Source organism: Polaromonas sp. P1_E12, from assembly GCF_056405975.1.
Genome location: NZ_JBFUBB010000005.1, coordinates 1 through 16,704 on the forward strand (window position 1 = coordinate 1; position 16,704 = coordinate 16,704).

Consider the following 16,704-nt stretch of genomic DNA (forward strand, 5'->3'; position numbering starts at 1 on the left):
AAGGACGAAGGCGGCCGCCACACGCCATTCTTCAACAACTATCGCCCCCAGTTCTACTTCCGCACGACGGACGTGACCGGTGCGATCGAGTTGCCAGAAGGCAAGGAAATGGTCATGCCAGGCGATAACGTGTCGATCACCGTCAAGCTGATCAACCCGATCGCCATGGAAGAAGGCCTGCGCTTTGCCATCCGCGAAGGCGGCAAGACCGTCGGCGCCGGCGTCGTTGCCAAAATCATTGCGTAATTTGTAAGGTTTGATGGAGGGGTATAGCTCAATTGGCAGAGCGTCGGTCTCCAAAACCGAAGGTTGTAGGTTCGATTCCTACTGCCCCTGCCACCCGGCTTTGATGAGTGTCGATGCTGAGGGTGGTTTGAAAAGATAAAAAGCAAGCCCGCCAGGAGTCAAAAACTCCAGGTGGGCTTAAGCGTCTGCAGAGACGCATGAAGATTGAACAGGAAATCGGCGACCATGGCCTCTTCTCAAGTTGAAACTGTCAGTACCAACGCCGACAAGGCCAGGTTGGCTGTGGCTGTCGCGCTGGTGCTGGCCTCGCTGGTGGGCTTCTATTTCTTTGCCAAGCAGGGTCAATTAGCCCAGTGGGGTGCCTTGATTGCTGGTTTGGTGGCGGCGGTTGCTGTGTTCATGACTTCGGAGTCGGGCAGGCAATTTGTGGCTTTTGGGCGCGACTCATGGCGCGAGGTCCGGAAAGTTGTCTGGCCGGCTCGTAAAGAAGCCATCCAGATGACGGCCTATGTATTCGGTTTTGTGGTGATCATGGCCTTGTTCTTGTGGCTTACGGACAAAACGCTCGAATGGGTGTTTTACGACCTGATCCTGGGATGGAAAAAATAATGAGCGATCTGAACGGCACGGTAGTCAGCGAAGTGGCGGCGGGAACGTCTCTCACGCCGACCCCAGGCATGCAGTGGTATGTCGTCCATGCCTATTCCGGCATGGAAAAAGCGGTCGAGCGCAACATCGTTGAGCGCATCAACCGCGCGGGCATGCAGTCCAAGTTTGGTCGTTTCCTGGTGCCCACTGAAGAGGTGGTTGAGATCAAGAACGGTCAGAAGAAGACGACCGAGCGCCGATTTTTTCCGGGCTATGTGCTGGTTGAAATGGTCATGGATGATGAGACCTGGCATCTGGTGAAACACACCAACAAGGTGACGGGTTTTGTCGGTGGCGCCAAGAATCGTCCGGCCCCGATCTCTGAGGAAGACGTTCAGAAGATCGTCAGCCAGATGCAGGTTGGCACCGAGAAGCCGCGCCACAAGGTCGAGTTTGAAACGGGCGAATACGTCCGCGTCAAGGATGGTCCTTTCACCGACTTCAACGGTACGGTCGAAGAAGTCAATTACGACAAAAACAAGGTTCGCGTTTCAGTCACGATTTTCGGACGTGCAACGCCGGTAGAGCTGGAATTCAGCCAGATCGAAAAAACGTAATTTCGATTCGGTAAATAATTTCGCGCCTTGCAACTCGGCGCGAAACGGTCCTTGCGGATTGTTTTTGAGTTGTGTAACCCCCGGGGAGCCCGGACCTGCCTTGGCAGCGTTCAGGCGTTATGACCCGCAAGGAGAAAAGTATGGCGAAAAAAATCGTCGGCTTCATCAAGCTGCAAGTGCCAGCTGGTAAGGCCAACCCGTCCCCCCCGATCGGCCCTGCGCTCGGTCAGCGTGGCCTGAACATCATGGAATTCTGCAAGGCATTCAATGCGCAGACCCAAGGTGTTGAGCCAGGCTTGCCACTGCCTGTGGTGATCACGGCATTTGCCGACAAGAGTTTTACCTTCGTCATCAAGACGCCTCCGGCAGGCGTCCTGATCAAAAAAGCCATCAAGCTCGACAAGGGTTCGTCCACGCCGCACACGGTGAAGGTCGGCAAGATTTCCCGCGCACAGCTTGAAGAAATCGCCAAAACCAAAATGAAAGACATGACGGCTGCTGACCTCGACGCTGCAGTTCGTACGATTGCTGGCACGGCCCGCTCCATGGGCGTGTCGGTGGAGGGTGTTGTATGAGCAAACTGACCAAACGCCAAAAAACCATTGGCGACAAAATCGACAGCAACAAGCTGTACGCAATCTCCGACGCCCTTGGCCTCGTGAAGGAATTTGCTGTCGCCAAGTTCGATGAATCCATCGACGTGGCTGTGCAGCTCGGCATCGATGCCAAGAAATCCGACCAGGTCGTTCGCGGTGCTGTCGTGCTGCCAAACGGCACCGGCAAGACCAAGCGCGTGGCCGTGTTCGCCCAGGGTGCCAAGGCTGAAGAAGCCAAAGCCGCTGGCGCAGACATCGTCGGCATGGACGATCTGGCTGCCGAAATCAAGGCAGGCAAGATGGACTTCGACGTGGTGATTGCTTCCCCTGATGCCATGCGTATCGTGGGTACGCTGGGCCAAGTGCTCGGCCCCCGCGGCCTGATGCCCAACCCCAAGGTTGGCACCGTGACGCCTGACGTGGCGCAAGCCGTCAAGAATGCCAAAGCCGGCCAGGTCCAGTTCCGTGTCGACAAGGCCGGTATTGTTCACGGCACGATTGGCCGCCGCTCGTTCGACACCGCCAAGTTGCAAGGCAATCTGGCTGCACTGATCGACGCGTTGCAAAAAGCCAAGCCGGCTTCGAGCAAGGGTGTGTATTTGAAGAAAGTTGCGGTTTCGTCAACGATGGGTGTGGGCGTTCGCGTCGACACGCAAACCATCGCGGCGTAATCGCAGAAATTTGGGTGCCCCGCAAAGGGCGCCCAATGTGGTGGGCTGCCGGGGTTCGTTCCGGCAGGTCATCAAAGACCGTTGGCGTGGCAGGCTTTTTGGGCTTGCCGCTTAATCGAAAGACAGCCAACGCAGATGGCGGTCCCGCTGCAGATGGTTTTGCAAAGAATCTGAAACAGTTGGTCGCTGAACATGAGCGTGTTGAAGGTTGAAGGTGGTGAAAGCCGCTGGAAGCTGACCACACATTTTTAAGGAGTAGACCTTGAGTCTCAACCGCAGTGAGAAACAAGCCGTCATTGATGAAGTGACTGGCCTCGCCGCTAAAGCTCAAACGCTCGTGATGGCGGAATACCGTGGTATCACGGTCGCTGACATGACCCGTCTGCGCAGCCAAGCCCGCGACAAAGGCGTGAACCTGAGTGTTCTGAAGAACACCCTGGCTCGCCGTGCCGTGGCAGGCAGTGCATTCGAAGTCGTGTCCGACCAGATGACGGGCCCGCTGATCTATGGCTTTTCCACAGATGCTGTGGCTGCTGCAAAAGTAGTCGCTGACTTCGCAAAAACCAATGACAAATTGGTGATTCGCGGTGGTGCATTTGGCGGTAAATCCCTGGACGTGAACGGCGTGAAGCAACTGGCCAACATTCCTTCCAAGGAAGTGTTGCTCGCCCAGTTGTGTGGCTTGCTGATGTCGCCTATGTCGCGTACGGCCGTTGTGCTGGGCGCCCTGGCGGCCAAAAAGGGCGGCGGCGCAGCCGATGCCCCCGCAGCAGCTGAAGCTGTAGCAGCGTAATTTGTACCCAACTTTTTAGGAAATTCAAAATGGCATTCGATAAAGACGCATTTTTGACCGCGCTGGATAGCATGACGGTCCTCGAACTCAACGAACTGGTGAAATCCATCGAAGAGAAATTTGGCGTGAGCGCAGCTGCGATGGCTGCTCCCGCTGCTGGCGGTGGCGGCGGTGCTGCTGCAGCTGCTGAAGAGAAGACCGACTTCAATGTCGTGCTGCTCGAAGCTGGCGCCAACAAGGTGTCGGTCATCAAGGCCGTTCGCGAAATCACCGGTCTGGGCCTCAAAGAGGCCAAGGACCTGGTTGACGGCGCTCCGAAGAACGTCAAGGAAGGCGCTCCAAAGGCTGACGCAGAAGCTGCGAAGAAGAAGCTCGAAGAAGCTGGCGCGAAAGTCGAACTCAAGTAATTCTTGGTGTTTGAGAAGGCTGGAAGACCGTAGTCGGGCTTCCAGCCTTTCGTGTTTCAAGGAACACACCGAAAAGCAGACTTAACCGTCTGCTTTCCAGTGTTCTTCGAACCCTGACAGGCCTGCAGCCTGTTCAGTGTTTTGTAGAAACACTGGAAAAATGATTGATACCAGTCCTTTTTCCAGTGTTTTCTGACCCCGACTGCAGAAAACGCCTTGGTTCGGGTGACGTGCAATGCGTCACCGTCCGCCATGGTTGGTAGTGGCCAACCACCAAGCTGCCTGAATACGTGGTGTATTCGGGCACGAGAGTCGCCAGAGCCCATCAACGCGGAGAACTCATGGCCTATTCCTACACCGAACGTAAACGCATCCGCAAAAGCTTCGGCAACCGCGAAAGCGTGTTGACTGTTCCCTATTTGCTGCAAATGCAGAAAGACGCGTACACAGCGTTCCTGCAAGCCGACCGTGCGCCTCAAAAGCGGACCGTTGAAGGCCTGCAGGCAGCGTTTGAAAACGCCTTCCCCATCGTCTCGCACAATGGTTTTGTCGAGATGAAGTTCATCGAGTACAACCTGGCCAAACCCGCATTTGACGTGCGCGAGTGCCAGACTCGTGGCCTTACTTTCGCCTCGGCCGTACGTGCCAAGGTGCAGCTGATCATTTATGACCGCGAATCCTCCACATCGCAGTCCAAGGTGGTCAAGGAAGTCAAAGAGCAAGAGGTCTACATGGGCGAAGTGCCGCTCATGACCGACAAGGGCTCTTTTGTGATCAACGGGACCGAACGCGTGATCGTGTCCCAGTTGCACCGGTCGCCTGGCGTGTTTTTTGAACACGACAAGGGCAAGACCCACAGCTCGGGCAAGCTCCTGTTTTCGGCCCGTATCATTCCCTACCGCGGTTCGTGGCTCGACTTCGAGTTCGACCCCAAAGACATCCTGTACTTCCGGGTTGACCGTCGTCGCAAGATGCCTGTCACGATTCTGCTTAAGGCCATTGGCCTGAACCCGGAATCCATCCTGGCCAATTTCTTTGTGTTCGACAATTTCCGCCTGATGGATAGCGGTGCACAGATGGAATTCGTGGCCGAGCGCATGCGCGGTGAAGTGGCCCGTTTCGACATTACCGACAAAAACGGCAAGGTCGTGGTCGCGAAAGACAAGCGCATCACGGTTCGCCATACCCGCGAGCTGGAGCAAAGCGGCACCACGACGATCAGCGTTCCCGAAGATTTCCTGATCGGCCGTGTGGTCGCCAAGAACATCGTTGATGCTGAGACCGGTGAAATCATCGCCAAGGCCAATGATGAACTGAGCGAAGTGCTGCTGAAGAAGTTGCGCGTTGCCGGCGTGCAGGACCTGCAGGTTTTGTATACCAATGAACTCGACCAGGGTTCGTACATTTCCCAGACTTTGCGCTCCGACGAAACCGCAGACGAGTTTGCTGCGCGCGTTGCCATCTACCGCATGATGCGCCCCGGCGAGCCACCCACCGAAGATGCCGTGCAGGCCCTGTTCCAGCGCTTGTTCTACAACCCGGATACCTACGATCTGTCCAAGGTCGGCCGCATGAAGTTCAATGCCCGCGTGGGCCGTGATTCGTCCACTGGCCCCATGGTCATGACCAACGAGGACATCCTCGCTGTCGTCAAGATCCTGGTGGACCTGCGCAACGGCAACGGTGAAGTCGATGATATTGACCACCTCGGCAATCGCCGCGTGCGTTGTGTCGGCGAACTCGCTGAAAACCAGTACCGTACCGGTCTGGCACGTATCGAAAAGGCCGTGAAAGAGCGTCTCGGCCAGGCCGAGCAAGAGCCGCTGATGCCGCACGATCTCATCAACAGCAAACCGATTTCGGCTGCGCTGAAAGAGTTCTTCGGTGCATCGCAACTCTCGCAGTTCATGGACCAGACCAACCCGCTGGCCGAAATCACCCACAAGCGCCGTGTATCGGCTCTTGGCCCGGGCGGTTTGACCCGCGAACGCGCCGGTTTTGAAGTGCGCGACGTGCACGTGACCCATTACGGACGCGTCTGCCCGATTGAAACGCCTGAAGGTCCGAACATCGGTCTGATCAACTCGCTGGCCTTGTATGCCCGCCTCAACGAATACGGTTTCATTGAAACCCCGTATCGCCGTGTGGTGGACGCCAAAATCACCGACCAGATCGACTACCTGTCGGCCATCGAAGAAGGCAAATACGTCATCGCCCAGGCCAACGCGGCTCTGGACGATGCCGGCAAGCTGACCGGTGACCTCGTGTCTGCCCGGGAAAACGGTGAGTCCGTACTGGTGGGCGCAGAACGCGTCCAGTACATGGACGTGTCTCCTGCACAGATCGTCTCGGTGGCGGCTTCCCTGGTTCCGTTCCTCGAGCATGATGACGCCAACCGCGCGTTGATGGGCGCCAACATGTCCCGTCAGGCCGTGCCTGTACTGCGCCCTGAAAAGCCGCTGGTCGGCACGGGCATTGAGCGGGTTGCTGCGGTTGACTCCGGCACCGTGGTGACTGCCAATCGCGGCGGTGTGGTGGACTACGTTGATGCAACCCGTATCGTGGTGCGCGTCAACGACGCAGAAGCCCTCGCCGGCGAAGTCGGTGTGGACATCTACAACCTGATCAAGTACCAGCGTTCCAACCAGAACACCAACATCCACCAGCGTCCTATCGTCAAGATCGGCGACAAGCTGGCCAAGGGTGACGTGATTGCCGACGGTGCATCGACTGACCTGGGGGAAATCGCCATTGGCCAGAACATGCTGATCGCGTTCATGCCATGGAACGGCTACAACTTCGAGGATTCGATCCTGATCTCCGAGCGCGTAGTGGCCGAAGACCGCTACACCTCGATTCACATCGAAGAACTCGTCGTGATGGCCCGTGACACCAAGCTGGGTGCCGAAGAAATCACGCGCGACATTCCCAATCTGTCCGAGCAACAGCTGAACCGCCTAGACGAGTCCGGCATCATTTATGTCGGCGCTGAAGTCCAGCCGGGCGACACGCTGGTCGGCAAGGTCACGCCCAAGGGCGAGACCACGCTGACACCGGAAGAAAAGCTGCTGCGCGCCATCTTCGGCGAAAAAGCCAGCGATGTGAAAGACACTTCGCTGCGCGTGAGCCAAGGCTCGCAAGGCACCGTGATCGACGTGCAGGTCTTCACCCGTGAAGGCATCGTGCGTGACAAGCGCGCCCAGCAGATCATTGACGACGAACTCAAGCGCTTCCGCCTGGACCTGAACGACCAGTTGCGCATCGTCGAGGCCGACGCGTTCGACCGTATCGAAAAACTGCTGATAGGCAAGGTTGCCAACGGCGGCCCGAAGAAGCTGGCCAAGGGCACCAAGATCGACAAGGCCTATCTGGCCGATGTCGAGAAGTACCACTGGTTTGACATCCGTCCTGCCGATGACGAAGTGGCTGCGCAGCTCGAAAGCGTCAAGAACTCGATGGAGCAGACGCGCCACAGCTTCGACCTGTCTTTCGAAGAAAAGCGCAAAAAACTCACGCAGGGCGACGAGTTGCCAGCGGGCGTGCTCAAGATGGTCAAGGTTTACCTGGCCGTCAAGCGCCGCCTGCAGCCTGGCGACAAGATGGCCGGCCGTCACGGCAACAAGGGTGTCGTGTCCAAGATCGTTCCGGTCGAAGACATGCCGCACATGGCCGATGGCACACCGTGCGACATCGTGCTGAACCCGCTGGGCGTGCCTTCACGGATGAACGTGGGCCAGGTGCTTGAGGTGCATCTGGGCTGGGCCGCCAAGGGCCTGGGCCATCGCATCGGGGACATGCTGCAAGCCGAAGCCAAGGTGCAGGAAATCCGCAAGTTCATGGAAACGATCTACAACAAGTCAGGCCGCGCAGAGGACCTGGCGAAGTTGTCGGATACCGACATCATCGAGATGGCCGGCAACCTCACCACTGGCGTGCCTTTTGCCACTCCCGTGTTTGACGGTGCTTCCGAGGCCGAGATCATGGGCATGCTCCAGCTGGCGTATCCGGACGACATTGCCAAGGCCAAGGGCCTGACGGCAACGCGTACCCAGGCCCAGCTGTATGACGGCCGTACGGGTGATGCGTTCGAGCGCACGACCACGGTGGGCTACATGCACTTCCTGAAACTTCACCACCTGGTGGACGACAAGATGCATGCACGGTCGACCGGTCCTTACTCGCTCGTTACCCAGCAGCCGCTGGGCGGCAAGGCGCAGTTCGGCGGACAGCGTTTCGGCGAGATGGAGGTCTGGGCGCTGGAAGCGTACGGCGCCGCCTACACGCTGCAGGAAATGCTCACCGTCAAGTCGGACGACGTGCAGGGCCGTACCAAGGTCTACGAAAGTATCGTCAAGGGCGAGCACGCGATCACGGCCGGCATGCCCGAGTCGTTCAACGTGCTGGTCAAGGAAATCCGCTCGCTCGGTATCGACATCGAACTCGAACGCAGCTAATCAACAGGAAAGAAAAGGATTTAACTCATGAAATCATTACTCGACCTGTTCAAGCAATTCACGCCGGATGAGCATTTTGATGCCATCAAGATCGGCATGGCTTCGCCCGAGAAGATCCGTTCGTGGTCTTTCGGCGAAGTGAAGAAGCCTGAAACCATCAACTACCGTACCTTCAAGCCAGAGCGCGACGGTCTTTTTTGCGCCAAGATCTTTGGCCCCATCAAGGACTACGAATGCCTGTGCGGCAAGTACAAGCGCCTGAAACACCGCGGTGTCATCTGCGAAAAGTGCGGCGTTGAAGTCACACAAACCAAGGTTCGCCGCGAGCGCATGGGTCACATCGATCTGGCCGCACCGTGCGCGCACATCTGGTTCCTGAAGTCGCTGCCGTCGCGCCTGGGCCTGGTGCTCGACATGACGCTGCGAGACATCGAACGCGTGCTGTACTTTGAAGCATATGTAGTCACCGACCCCGGCATGACCCCGCTGAAGAAATTCAGCATCATGTCGGAAGACGACTATGACGCCAAGCGCAAGGAATACGGTGATGAATACACCGCCAAGATGGGCGCGGAAGGCATCAAGGACCTGCTCGAAGGGCTGGATCTCGACGTTGAAATCGAGAAGCTGCGCAACGACCTGACCGGTTCCGAAATCAAGATCAAGAAGAACGCCAAGCGCTTGAAATTGATGGAAGCGTTCAAGAAGTCCGGCATCAAACCGGGCTGGATGGTGCTCGACGTGCTGCCTGTGCTGCCGCCGGACCTGCGTCCGCTGGTGCCACTGGACGGCGGCCGTTTTGCGACCTCCGACCTGAACGACCTGTATCGCCGCGTGATCAACCGCAACAGCCGTCTGCGCCGTTTGCTGGAGCTGAAGGCGCCTGAAATCATTGCCCGCAATGAAAAGCGCATGCTGCAGGAAGCTGTGGACTCGTTGCTCGACAACGGACGCCGCGGCAAGGCCATGACGGGCGCCAACAAGCGCGCACTGAAGTCTCTGGCCGACATGATCAAGGGCAAGTCAGGCCGTTTCCGCCAGAATTTGCTGGGCAAACGCGTCGACTACTCCGGCCGTTCTGTTATTACTGTGGGCCCAACACTCAAGCTGCACCAGTGCGGCTTGCCCAAGCTCATGGCGCTGGAACTGTTCAAGCCCTTCATCTTTGCGCAGCTTGAGTCGCGCGGCATCGCCACGACGATCAAGGCAGCCAAGAAGGAAGTCGAATCCGGCACGCCAGTGGTGTGGGACATCCTGGAAGAGGTGATCAAAGAGCACCCTGTGATGCTGAACCGTGCGCCTACGCTGCACCGTTTGGGCATTCAGGCCTTTGAACCCATCCTGATCGAGGGCAAAGCCATCCAGCTGCATCCGCTCGTCTGTTCGGCCTTCAATGCCGACTTCGACGGTGACCAAATGGCTGTCCACGTACCACTGTCGGTAGAAGCACAGATGGAAGCCCGCACCCTGATGCTGGCTTCGAACAATATCCTGTTCCCTGCCAACGGCGAACCGTCCATCGTTCCTTCGCAGGACGTTGTGCTGGGCCTGTACTACACGACCCGCGACCGTACCAACGGCAAGGGCGAAGGCCTGGTGTTCTCCGACACCGGCGAAGTGCGCCGGGCATTTGACGCGGGTGAGCTTGACCTGAACGCCCGCATCAGCGTGCGCCTGACCGAGTACACCAAAGACAAGGCCACCGGCGAATTTGTGCCGTCGACCAAGCTGTGGGAAACCACGGGCGGCCGTGCACTGCTGTCCGAGATCCTGCCCAAAGGTTTGCCTTTCTCCAACATCAACAAGGCGTTGAAGAAAAAGGAAATCTCCAAGCTGATCAACGTGTCTTTCCGCAAGTGCGGATTGAAAGAGACCGTGGTGTTTGCCGACAAGCTGCTGCAGTCGGGCTTCCGCCTGGCGACAAAAGCCGGCATCTCGATCTGCATCGACGACATGCTGATCCCCAAGGAAAAGCCCGCCATCATTGCGCGCGCACAAAAGGAAGTCAAAGAAATCGAGCAGCAGTATGTCTCGGGTCTCGTGACGTCCGGCGAGCGCTACAACAAGGTGGTCGACATCTGGGGCAAGTCCGGCGACGAAGTGTCCAAGGTGATGATGGCCCAGCTTTCGAAAGAAAAAGTACTGGACCGCAACGGCAAGGAAGTCGAGCAGGAGTCCTTCAACTCCATCTACATGATGGCCGACTCCGGCGCCCGCGGTTCCGCTGCGCAGATTCGCCAGGTCGCCGGTATGCGCGGTTTGATGGCCAAGCCAGACGGCTCCATCATCGAAACGCCGATTACCGCCAACTTCCGTGAAGGCCTGAACGTGCTGGAGTACTTCATCTCCACCCACGGTGCCCGTAAGGGTCTGGCCGATACGGCGCTGAAAACGGCCAACTCCGGCTACCTGACGCGCCGCCTTTGCGACGTGGTTCAGGATCTGGTGGTCACCGAAGAAGATTGCGGCACGCAAGAGGGTTCCCTCATGCGCGCCATCGTCGAAGGTGGTGAAGTCATCGAATCGTTGCGCGACCGTATCCTCGGCCGCACAGCGGTCGAAGACATCCTGCACCCGGAAAACCGCTCGGTGCTGGCCAAGGCCGGGGTCATGCTGGACGAAGACCTGATCGAAGAGCTCGAAGCAGCCGGCGTGGACGAAGTGAAAGTGCGCACGGCACTGACCTGCGAAACCCGTTTCGGTCTGTGCGCCAAGTGCTATGGCCGAGATCTGGGTCGCGGCGGCCTCATCAACATCGGCGAAGCCGTCGGTATCATCGCCGCGCAGTCGATCGGTGAGCCCGGCACGCAGCTGACGATGCGGACCTTCCACATCGGCGGCGCCGCATCGCGCGCAGCGATTGCCTCCAGCGTCGAAGCCAAGTCCAACGGCGTGATCGGTTTCAATGCGCCGATGCGCTATGTGACCAACAGCAAGGGCGAGCTGGTCGTGATCGCCCGTTCCGGCGAGATCATCATCCATGATGAACACGGCCGTGAGCGTGAGCGCCACAAGGTGCCGTACGGTGCCACGTTGACCGTCAAGGCCGACCAGACCATCAAGGCCGGCGCCATTCTGGCCAACTGGGATCCGCTGACGCGCCCCATCATTACCGAGTTCGCCGGCAAGGTGGCCTTCGAGAACGTGGAAGAAGGCGTGACGGTTGCCAAGCAGGTTGACGATGTGACGGGTCTGTCCACCCTGGTGGTGATCGATCCGAAACGCCGCGGCGCCACGAAAGTGATCCGTCCGCAGGTCAAGCTGATTGACGCCTCCGGCCATGAAGTCAAGATCCCCGGCACCGATCACTCGGTGACGATTGGCTTCCAGGTGGGTGCGCTGGTCCAGGTGCGTGACGGCCAGGACGTGGGCCCCGGCGAAGTGCTGGCCCGCATCCCGATCGAAGGCCAGAAGACCCGCGACATTACCGGCGGTCTGCCGCGTGTTGCCGAGCTCTTCGAAGCCCGTACGCCGAAAGACAAGGGCACGTTGGCTGAAATGACCGGTACTGTGTCCTTCGGTAAAGAAACCAAAGGCAAGGTCCGCTTGCAGATCACTGATCCTGAAGGCAAGGTCTGGGAAGACCTGGTTCCGAAGGAAAAGAACATCCTGGTGCACGAAGGCCAGGTGGTCAACAAGGGCGAGTCGATTGTGGACGGCCCGGCCGACCCGCAAGACATCCTGCGCCTGCTGGGTATGGAAGAGCTGGCACGCTACATCGTCGACGAAGTGCAGGACGTTTACCGTCTGCAGGGCGTGAAGATCAACGACAAGCACATTGAAGTGATTGTTCGCCAGATGCTGCGCCGCGTGGTCGTTGAAAACGTGGGTGACTCCAGCTACATCGCTGGTGAACAGGTCGAGCGTTCTGCCATGCTGGATGCCAACGACGCCCTGCGCGCTGACGGCAAGATTCCGGCAACGTTCAGCAACTTGTTGCTCGGTATCACCAAGGCTTCGCTGTCGACCGATTCGTTCATTTCTGCGGCTTCCTTCCAGGAAACCACCCGCGTGCTCACCGAGGCTGCCATCATGGGCAAGCGCGACGAGTTGCGTGGCCTGAAAGAAAACGTGATCGTCGGCCGCCTGATTCCCGCCGGTACCGGCATGGCCTACCACGAGGCACGCAAAGCCAAGGACCAGATGGACGACGCAGAGCGCCGCGCCATCGCTGAAGCCGAAGCGGCCGAGCTCGAAGCCATGCCCGCCGCAGCCGAAGCGGGTGGCGACAGCGCGGCTTCCGAGTAAGCCAGACTGACTCCCGCGCCGTAAAAGGCGCCAGGCCCCACATCCCGCAAGGGTGTGGGGCTTTTTTTATGGCAGGACGTCCGTCGCGTGGCAATCATGCAGGCGGGGATCTAAGCGAAATTGGGGTTTTGCGCATATCGGATGTGCGCAATCAGCTATAAAAATCATAGCGTTTTGTGGCAATCAAAAACAGCCTGCAAGCTTGCCGATTGAGCCCAAAAACAGTTAACCTCGCGGCAGTCGCCCGCCGAGCTGTCGGGTGAGTGTCAGCTCATGTCGCACCAAGGAATATCCATGCCTCTTAGCACGCTTGTTTTCGTCATTGTGTTTGCCTTGCTGGTTTTCTGGGCCGTAGGCGCCTACAACCGGCTGGTTCGGCTGAAAAACATCATTGCCAACGCTTTCGCCCAGATCGATGTGCAGCTCAAGCGCCGCTACGACCTGATTCCCAATCTGGTCGAAGCCGCCAAAAAATACCTGCAGCATGAGCAAAGCACGCTTGAGGCGGTGATGCTTGCGCGCAACCAGGCGCGCACGGCCAGCGATGCGGTGCGCAGCCGCCCGGCCAATGCTGGCGCCGTCGTGGCGCTGGCCGCCGCCGAGCAGTCGCTGGACGGCAGCCTGGGGCGGCTTTTTGCCGTAGCCGAGGCCTACCCCGAACTCAAGGCCGACCAGACCATTCGTGAACTCAGCGAAGAGCTCACCAGCACCGAAAACAAGGTCGGTTTTGCCAGGCAGGCTTATAACGATGCCGTGCTGGACTACAACAATGCGCAGGGGCAGTTTCCCGCGCTGCTGATTGCCCGCACGTTCGGTTTTGCGCCCTCAGCCATGCTGCGCGCAACCGAAACACCGGCCGAGCGTCAGGCTGTGCGTGTCCAGTTCTGAAAACGTGGCCCCCACGCTTGTCACTTCGTGTATCACGCGAGGCCTTGCAGGCCGCGGCTCGCGAGACGCTTCGCCTCTGTCGCCTGTCCAAAGCTGCTCAAGCAGCTTTGGAGCCGCAGGCTCCAGCCCCTCGGGGGTCGCTGCGCCTGCGGCCCGGCAAAGCCGGTTCCGCGGCCCTGGCTGGTTTGGATCCTCTGTAAGCTGCCTGCGTGCTCCTCGGGTATTGAAGGGGGGGCTGTGAATGCGCTTTTTTGAGCGCCAGGAGACAGCGCGCGGGCAGACCACGCGGCTGCTGGTGCTGTTCGGCTTGACAGTGCTTGCACTGGTTGTGGCGGTCAATGCCGCGCTGGCGCTCACCTGGCGCCTGGTGGCCCCCGGCTTCAGTGGCTACCCCGGCTACTTCTTTGCGGTCAACACGGGCATGACCCTGCTGTTCGTGTTTGGCGGCTGGTGGCTGGAAACCTCTGCGCTGAAGGGCGGCGGTGAGAAGCTGGCGCGCCGTGCGGGTGCCCGGGAAGCCTGGCCAGCCAGCCGGGAGGCCGAACAAAAGCTGTGCAACATCGTGAGTGAGCTTGCCATTGCCGCCAGCATGCGGCCGCCCCAGGCCATGGTGCTCGACCGGGAAGAGGGCATCAATGCGTTTGCCACCGGCTGGGATGAGGACGACTCGGTGGTGGCGGTAACGCGCGGTGCACTGGAGTATCTGACACGCGACGAGCTGCAGGGCTTGGTGGCACATGAATTCAGCCATATACGCGAAGGCGATACGCGTCTGAACATGCGGCTGGCCGGTATGGTGTTCGGGCTTGAGATGGTCTTCAACCTCGGACGCAGCATGTGCGCGCAGAACGACAGCGGCGGGCGTTCTTTCCTTGCCTTGCCCGGCTTTGCCATCATGACCACAGGCTCGCTCGGATGGCTTGCGGGGCGTGCACTGAAGGCGGCGGTGTCGCGCCAGCGCGAGTTCCTGGCAGATGCGCGAGCCGTGCAGTTCACGCGCAGCAAGGATGGCCTGGGTGGCGTGCTGCGCAAGGTGGCGGGCCAGCAGGCGCAGGGGCTGATGCCGCGCAGCGTGCACCCGGCCGTGCAGCACATGCTGCTGGTGGGCCTTCGTGCAGATACCCACTGGTTCGCCAGCCATCCTCCATTGGCCGAGCGCATTCGCCGCATCTATGGCCGGTCAATGGAGGCGCTACCCACGCAGCGCGATGATGAAATGCCGACGCGGCCGGACGCCATTTTCTAGATTCGCCATGGCAGCAATAACTTTCCAATAAGCACATCGCCATTGGGTTGAACGGCAGGGCTCCAACTGCTGCCGAAGTACTGGATACTCCCTATAGGGTGCAGGGAGCGCCACGTTAAATTGTCAGTTGAAAAGACGGCTGCCCCAAAACGACAGGAGAACCTATGAGAACGTTACGTCTTCCAATATTCAGGAGCTTCAAGCGCCTTGCGCTGCCCTTGCTCTGCCTTGCGCTCAGCCCCATGGCGCAGGCGCAAAACGCCGGCACCAAAGAAGCGCTCTACGCCAGGGGTCTGGCGGCAACCTGCGCCAACTGTCACGGTACCAATGGCAAAGTGGTTCGGGGTTCCGCGGTCACTTCGCTTGCAGGCCTCGACAAGGGTTACATCGTTGCGCAGATGAACGCCTTCAAGGCCGGTACGCGGCCCGCCACGGTGATGCACCAGATCAGCAAGGGCTTCAACGACGCGCAGATCGAGTCGCTGGCCAGCTACTTTGCTGCACAGAAGAAGTAAGGAACAGACACCATGAATACGTCTCCTCACACTGTTTCGCTGGCGGGCTTCAAGCGCCGCTCTTTCCTGCAGTCAAGCGCTGCCCTGGGCCTGCTGGGCCTGGCCGGTTGCGCCAGCACCTCGATTCCTTCCAAGGCCAAAGTGGTTGTTATAGGCGGCGGCTACGGCGGCGCCACAGCTGCCAAATATGTGCGCCTGCTCTCGGACAACAAGATCGACGTGGTGCTGATCGAGCCGCAGGACGCGTTTATCTCCTGCCCTATCTCCAACCTCGTGCTCAGCGGCGGCAAGCAGATCGGCGACCTTACGACGTCGTATGCGGGCCTGTCGCGCAACCACGGCGTCACCGTGGTGAAGGACTACGCCAGCGCCATCGATACCGCGAAGAAAACGGTTACGCTGGCAGGCGGCGCCACCATCGCCTATGACAAGCTGGTGGTCTCGCCTGGTGTCGAACTGATGTTCGGCAGCATCGAGGGCCTGAAAGACGCCAATGCCTCCGGCCAGGTCCTGCAGGCCTGGAAGGCCGGCGCGGAAACCGTGGCGCTGCGCCGGCAGCTTGAAGCCATGCCCGACGGCGGCGTTTACGCGATCACCATTCCCGAAGCGCCATACCGTTGCCCACCCGGCCCGTACGAACGCGCCAGCGTCATTGCCGGCTACTTCAAGGCCGCCAAACCGCGCAGCAAGGTGCTCATCCTTGATGCCAATCCGGACGTGACATCCAAAGGGCCGCTCTTCAAGAAAGTGTGGGCCGAGCAGTACAAGGGCATCGTCGAATACCGGGGCCAGCACAAGGCCACGTCGGTCGATGCGAAGGCCGGCCTTATCAAATTTGATGTGCAGGACGACGTGAAAGCCAACGTGCTCAATGTGCTGCCCGCCATGCGTGCCGGCACGATTGCCGTGCAGGCAGGCCTCAACAACCAGGCCAACAACCGCTGGTGCGGCGTTAATTACCTGACGTTTGAATCCACTGCCGCAAAGGACGTGCATGTTCTCGGCGACTCCATTCAGGTCGCGCCGGCCATGCCCAAGAGCGGCCACATGGCCAACAACCATGGCAAAGTGGCGGCCGCCGCCATCGTGGCCCAGCTCTCGGGCTGGGAGGTCAACCCCGCGCCCATGCTCACCAATACCTGCTACAGCTTTGTCGACAACAAGAATGTGATCCATGTGGCCAGCGTGCATGAGTATGTGGTGGCAGAGAAAACTTTCAAGGCGGTAGCCGGCTCCGGCGGCGTCAGTGCCGGGCCTACCGAGCTTGAGGGCGTCTACGCGCTGAACTGGGCGAGCAATATCTGGGCAGACAGTCTCAGTTAGCCCCCACGGTCGTTCGCTTCGCGTAACTCCCTGCCCCCCGAGGGGGCCGCTGCGCCTGCGGTCCGGCAAAGCCGGTCCCGCGGCCCCTGCTTGCAATTCGGGGTGGCGCGGC

Annotated in this window: 13 protein-coding genes and 1 tRNA gene; all 14 read left to right on the top strand. The window is 59.3% G+C overall.

All coding sequences use genetic code 11. The features are described from left to right. The coding region (locus AC1D13_RS14705; protein WP_477686924.1) for an EF-Tu C-terminal domain-related protein at window positions 1-246 on the top strand (246 nt) is incomplete at its 5' end. A 17-nt stretch (window positions 247-263) separates the two neighbouring features. Next, a tRNA-Trp gene (locus AC1D13_RS14710) sits at window positions 264-339 on the top strand. A 132-nt stretch (window positions 340-471) separates the two neighbouring features. Then, on the top strand, window positions 472-855 hold the full coding sequence (gene secE, locus AC1D13_RS14715) for a preprotein translocase subunit SecE (protein ID WP_457282625.1): 384 nt from the start codon (window positions 472-474) through the stop codon (window positions 853-855). A gap of 68 nt (window positions 856-923) precedes the next feature. Further along, a complete protein-coding gene (nusG, locus tag AC1D13_RS14720; RefSeq protein ID WP_228778638.1) occupies window positions 924-1,451 on the top strand; it encodes a transcription termination/antitermination protein NusG in 528 nt (175 codons plus the stop codon). 140 nt (window positions 1,452-1,591) lie between these two features. Continuing rightward, the gene (gene rplK, locus AC1D13_RS14725; protein WP_007871338.1) at window positions 1,592-2,026 is read left to right on the top strand and encodes a 50S ribosomal protein L11; all 435 of its coding nucleotides are present in this window, start codon (window positions 1,592-1,594) and stop codon (window positions 2,024-2,026) included. After that, window positions 2,023-2,718 carry a 50S ribosomal protein L1 gene (gene rplA / locus AC1D13_RS14730; RefSeq protein WP_457282626.1) on the top strand — a complete coding sequence of 232 codons (696 nt, stop codon included), beginning with the start codon at window positions 2,023-2,025 and terminating at the stop codon, window positions 2,716-2,718. Before rplK ends, rplA begins: the two co-directional genes overlap by 4 nt. Window positions 2,719-2,980: 262 nt before the next feature. Further along, on the top strand, window positions 2,981-3,511 hold the full coding sequence (gene rplJ / locus AC1D13_RS14735) for a 50S ribosomal protein L10 (RefSeq protein ID WP_457282627.1): 531 nt from the start codon (window positions 2,981-2,983) through the stop codon (window positions 3,509-3,511). Between the two features lie 29 nt (window positions 3,512-3,540). Further along, the gene (gene rplL, locus AC1D13_RS14740) at window positions 3,541-3,918 is read left to right on the top strand and encodes a 50S ribosomal protein L7/L12 (protein ID WP_431094480.1); all 378 of its coding nucleotides are present in this window, start codon (window positions 3,541-3,543) and stop codon (window positions 3,916-3,918) included. A 341-nt stretch (window positions 3,919-4,259) separates the two neighbouring features. After that, window positions 4,260-8,372 (top strand): DNA-directed RNA polymerase subunit beta, encoded by a 4,113-nt coding sequence (gene rpoB / locus AC1D13_RS14745; RefSeq protein ID WP_457306669.1) that lies wholly within the window; start codon window positions 4,260-4,262, stop codon window positions 8,370-8,372. Between the two features lie 27 nt (window positions 8,373-8,399). After that, window positions 8,400-12,620, top strand: coding sequence for a DNA-directed RNA polymerase subunit beta' (gene rpoC, locus AC1D13_RS14750; RefSeq protein ID WP_457282629.1), 4,221 nt, complete (start codon window positions 8,400-8,402; stop codon window positions 12,618-12,620). Between the two features lie 294 nt (window positions 12,621-12,914). Next, complete coding sequence (locus AC1D13_RS14755) at window positions 12,915-13,508, top strand: LemA family protein (RefSeq protein WP_457282630.1); 594 nt, start codon at window positions 12,915-12,917, stop codon at window positions 13,506-13,508. Window positions 13,509-13,749: 241 nt separating this feature from the next. Further along, window positions 13,750-14,754: a M48 family metalloprotease gene (locus AC1D13_RS14760; RefSeq protein ID WP_477689795.1), complete on the top strand. Its 1,005-nt coding sequence runs from the start codon at window positions 13,750-13,752 to the stop codon at window positions 14,752-14,754. Window positions 14,755-14,918: 164 nt separating this feature from the next. Beyond that, window positions 14,919-15,269, top strand: coding sequence for a c-type cytochrome (locus AC1D13_RS14765; RefSeq protein WP_477689796.1), 351 nt, complete (start codon window positions 14,919-14,921; stop codon window positions 15,267-15,269). Between the two features lie 12 nt (window positions 15,270-15,281). Further along, window positions 15,282-16,592: an FCSD flavin-binding domain-containing protein gene (locus AC1D13_RS14770; RefSeq protein ID WP_477666887.1), complete on the top strand. Its 1,311-nt coding sequence runs from the start codon at window positions 15,282-15,284 to the stop codon at window positions 16,590-16,592. Window positions 16,593-16,704 lie beyond the last annotated feature (112 nt).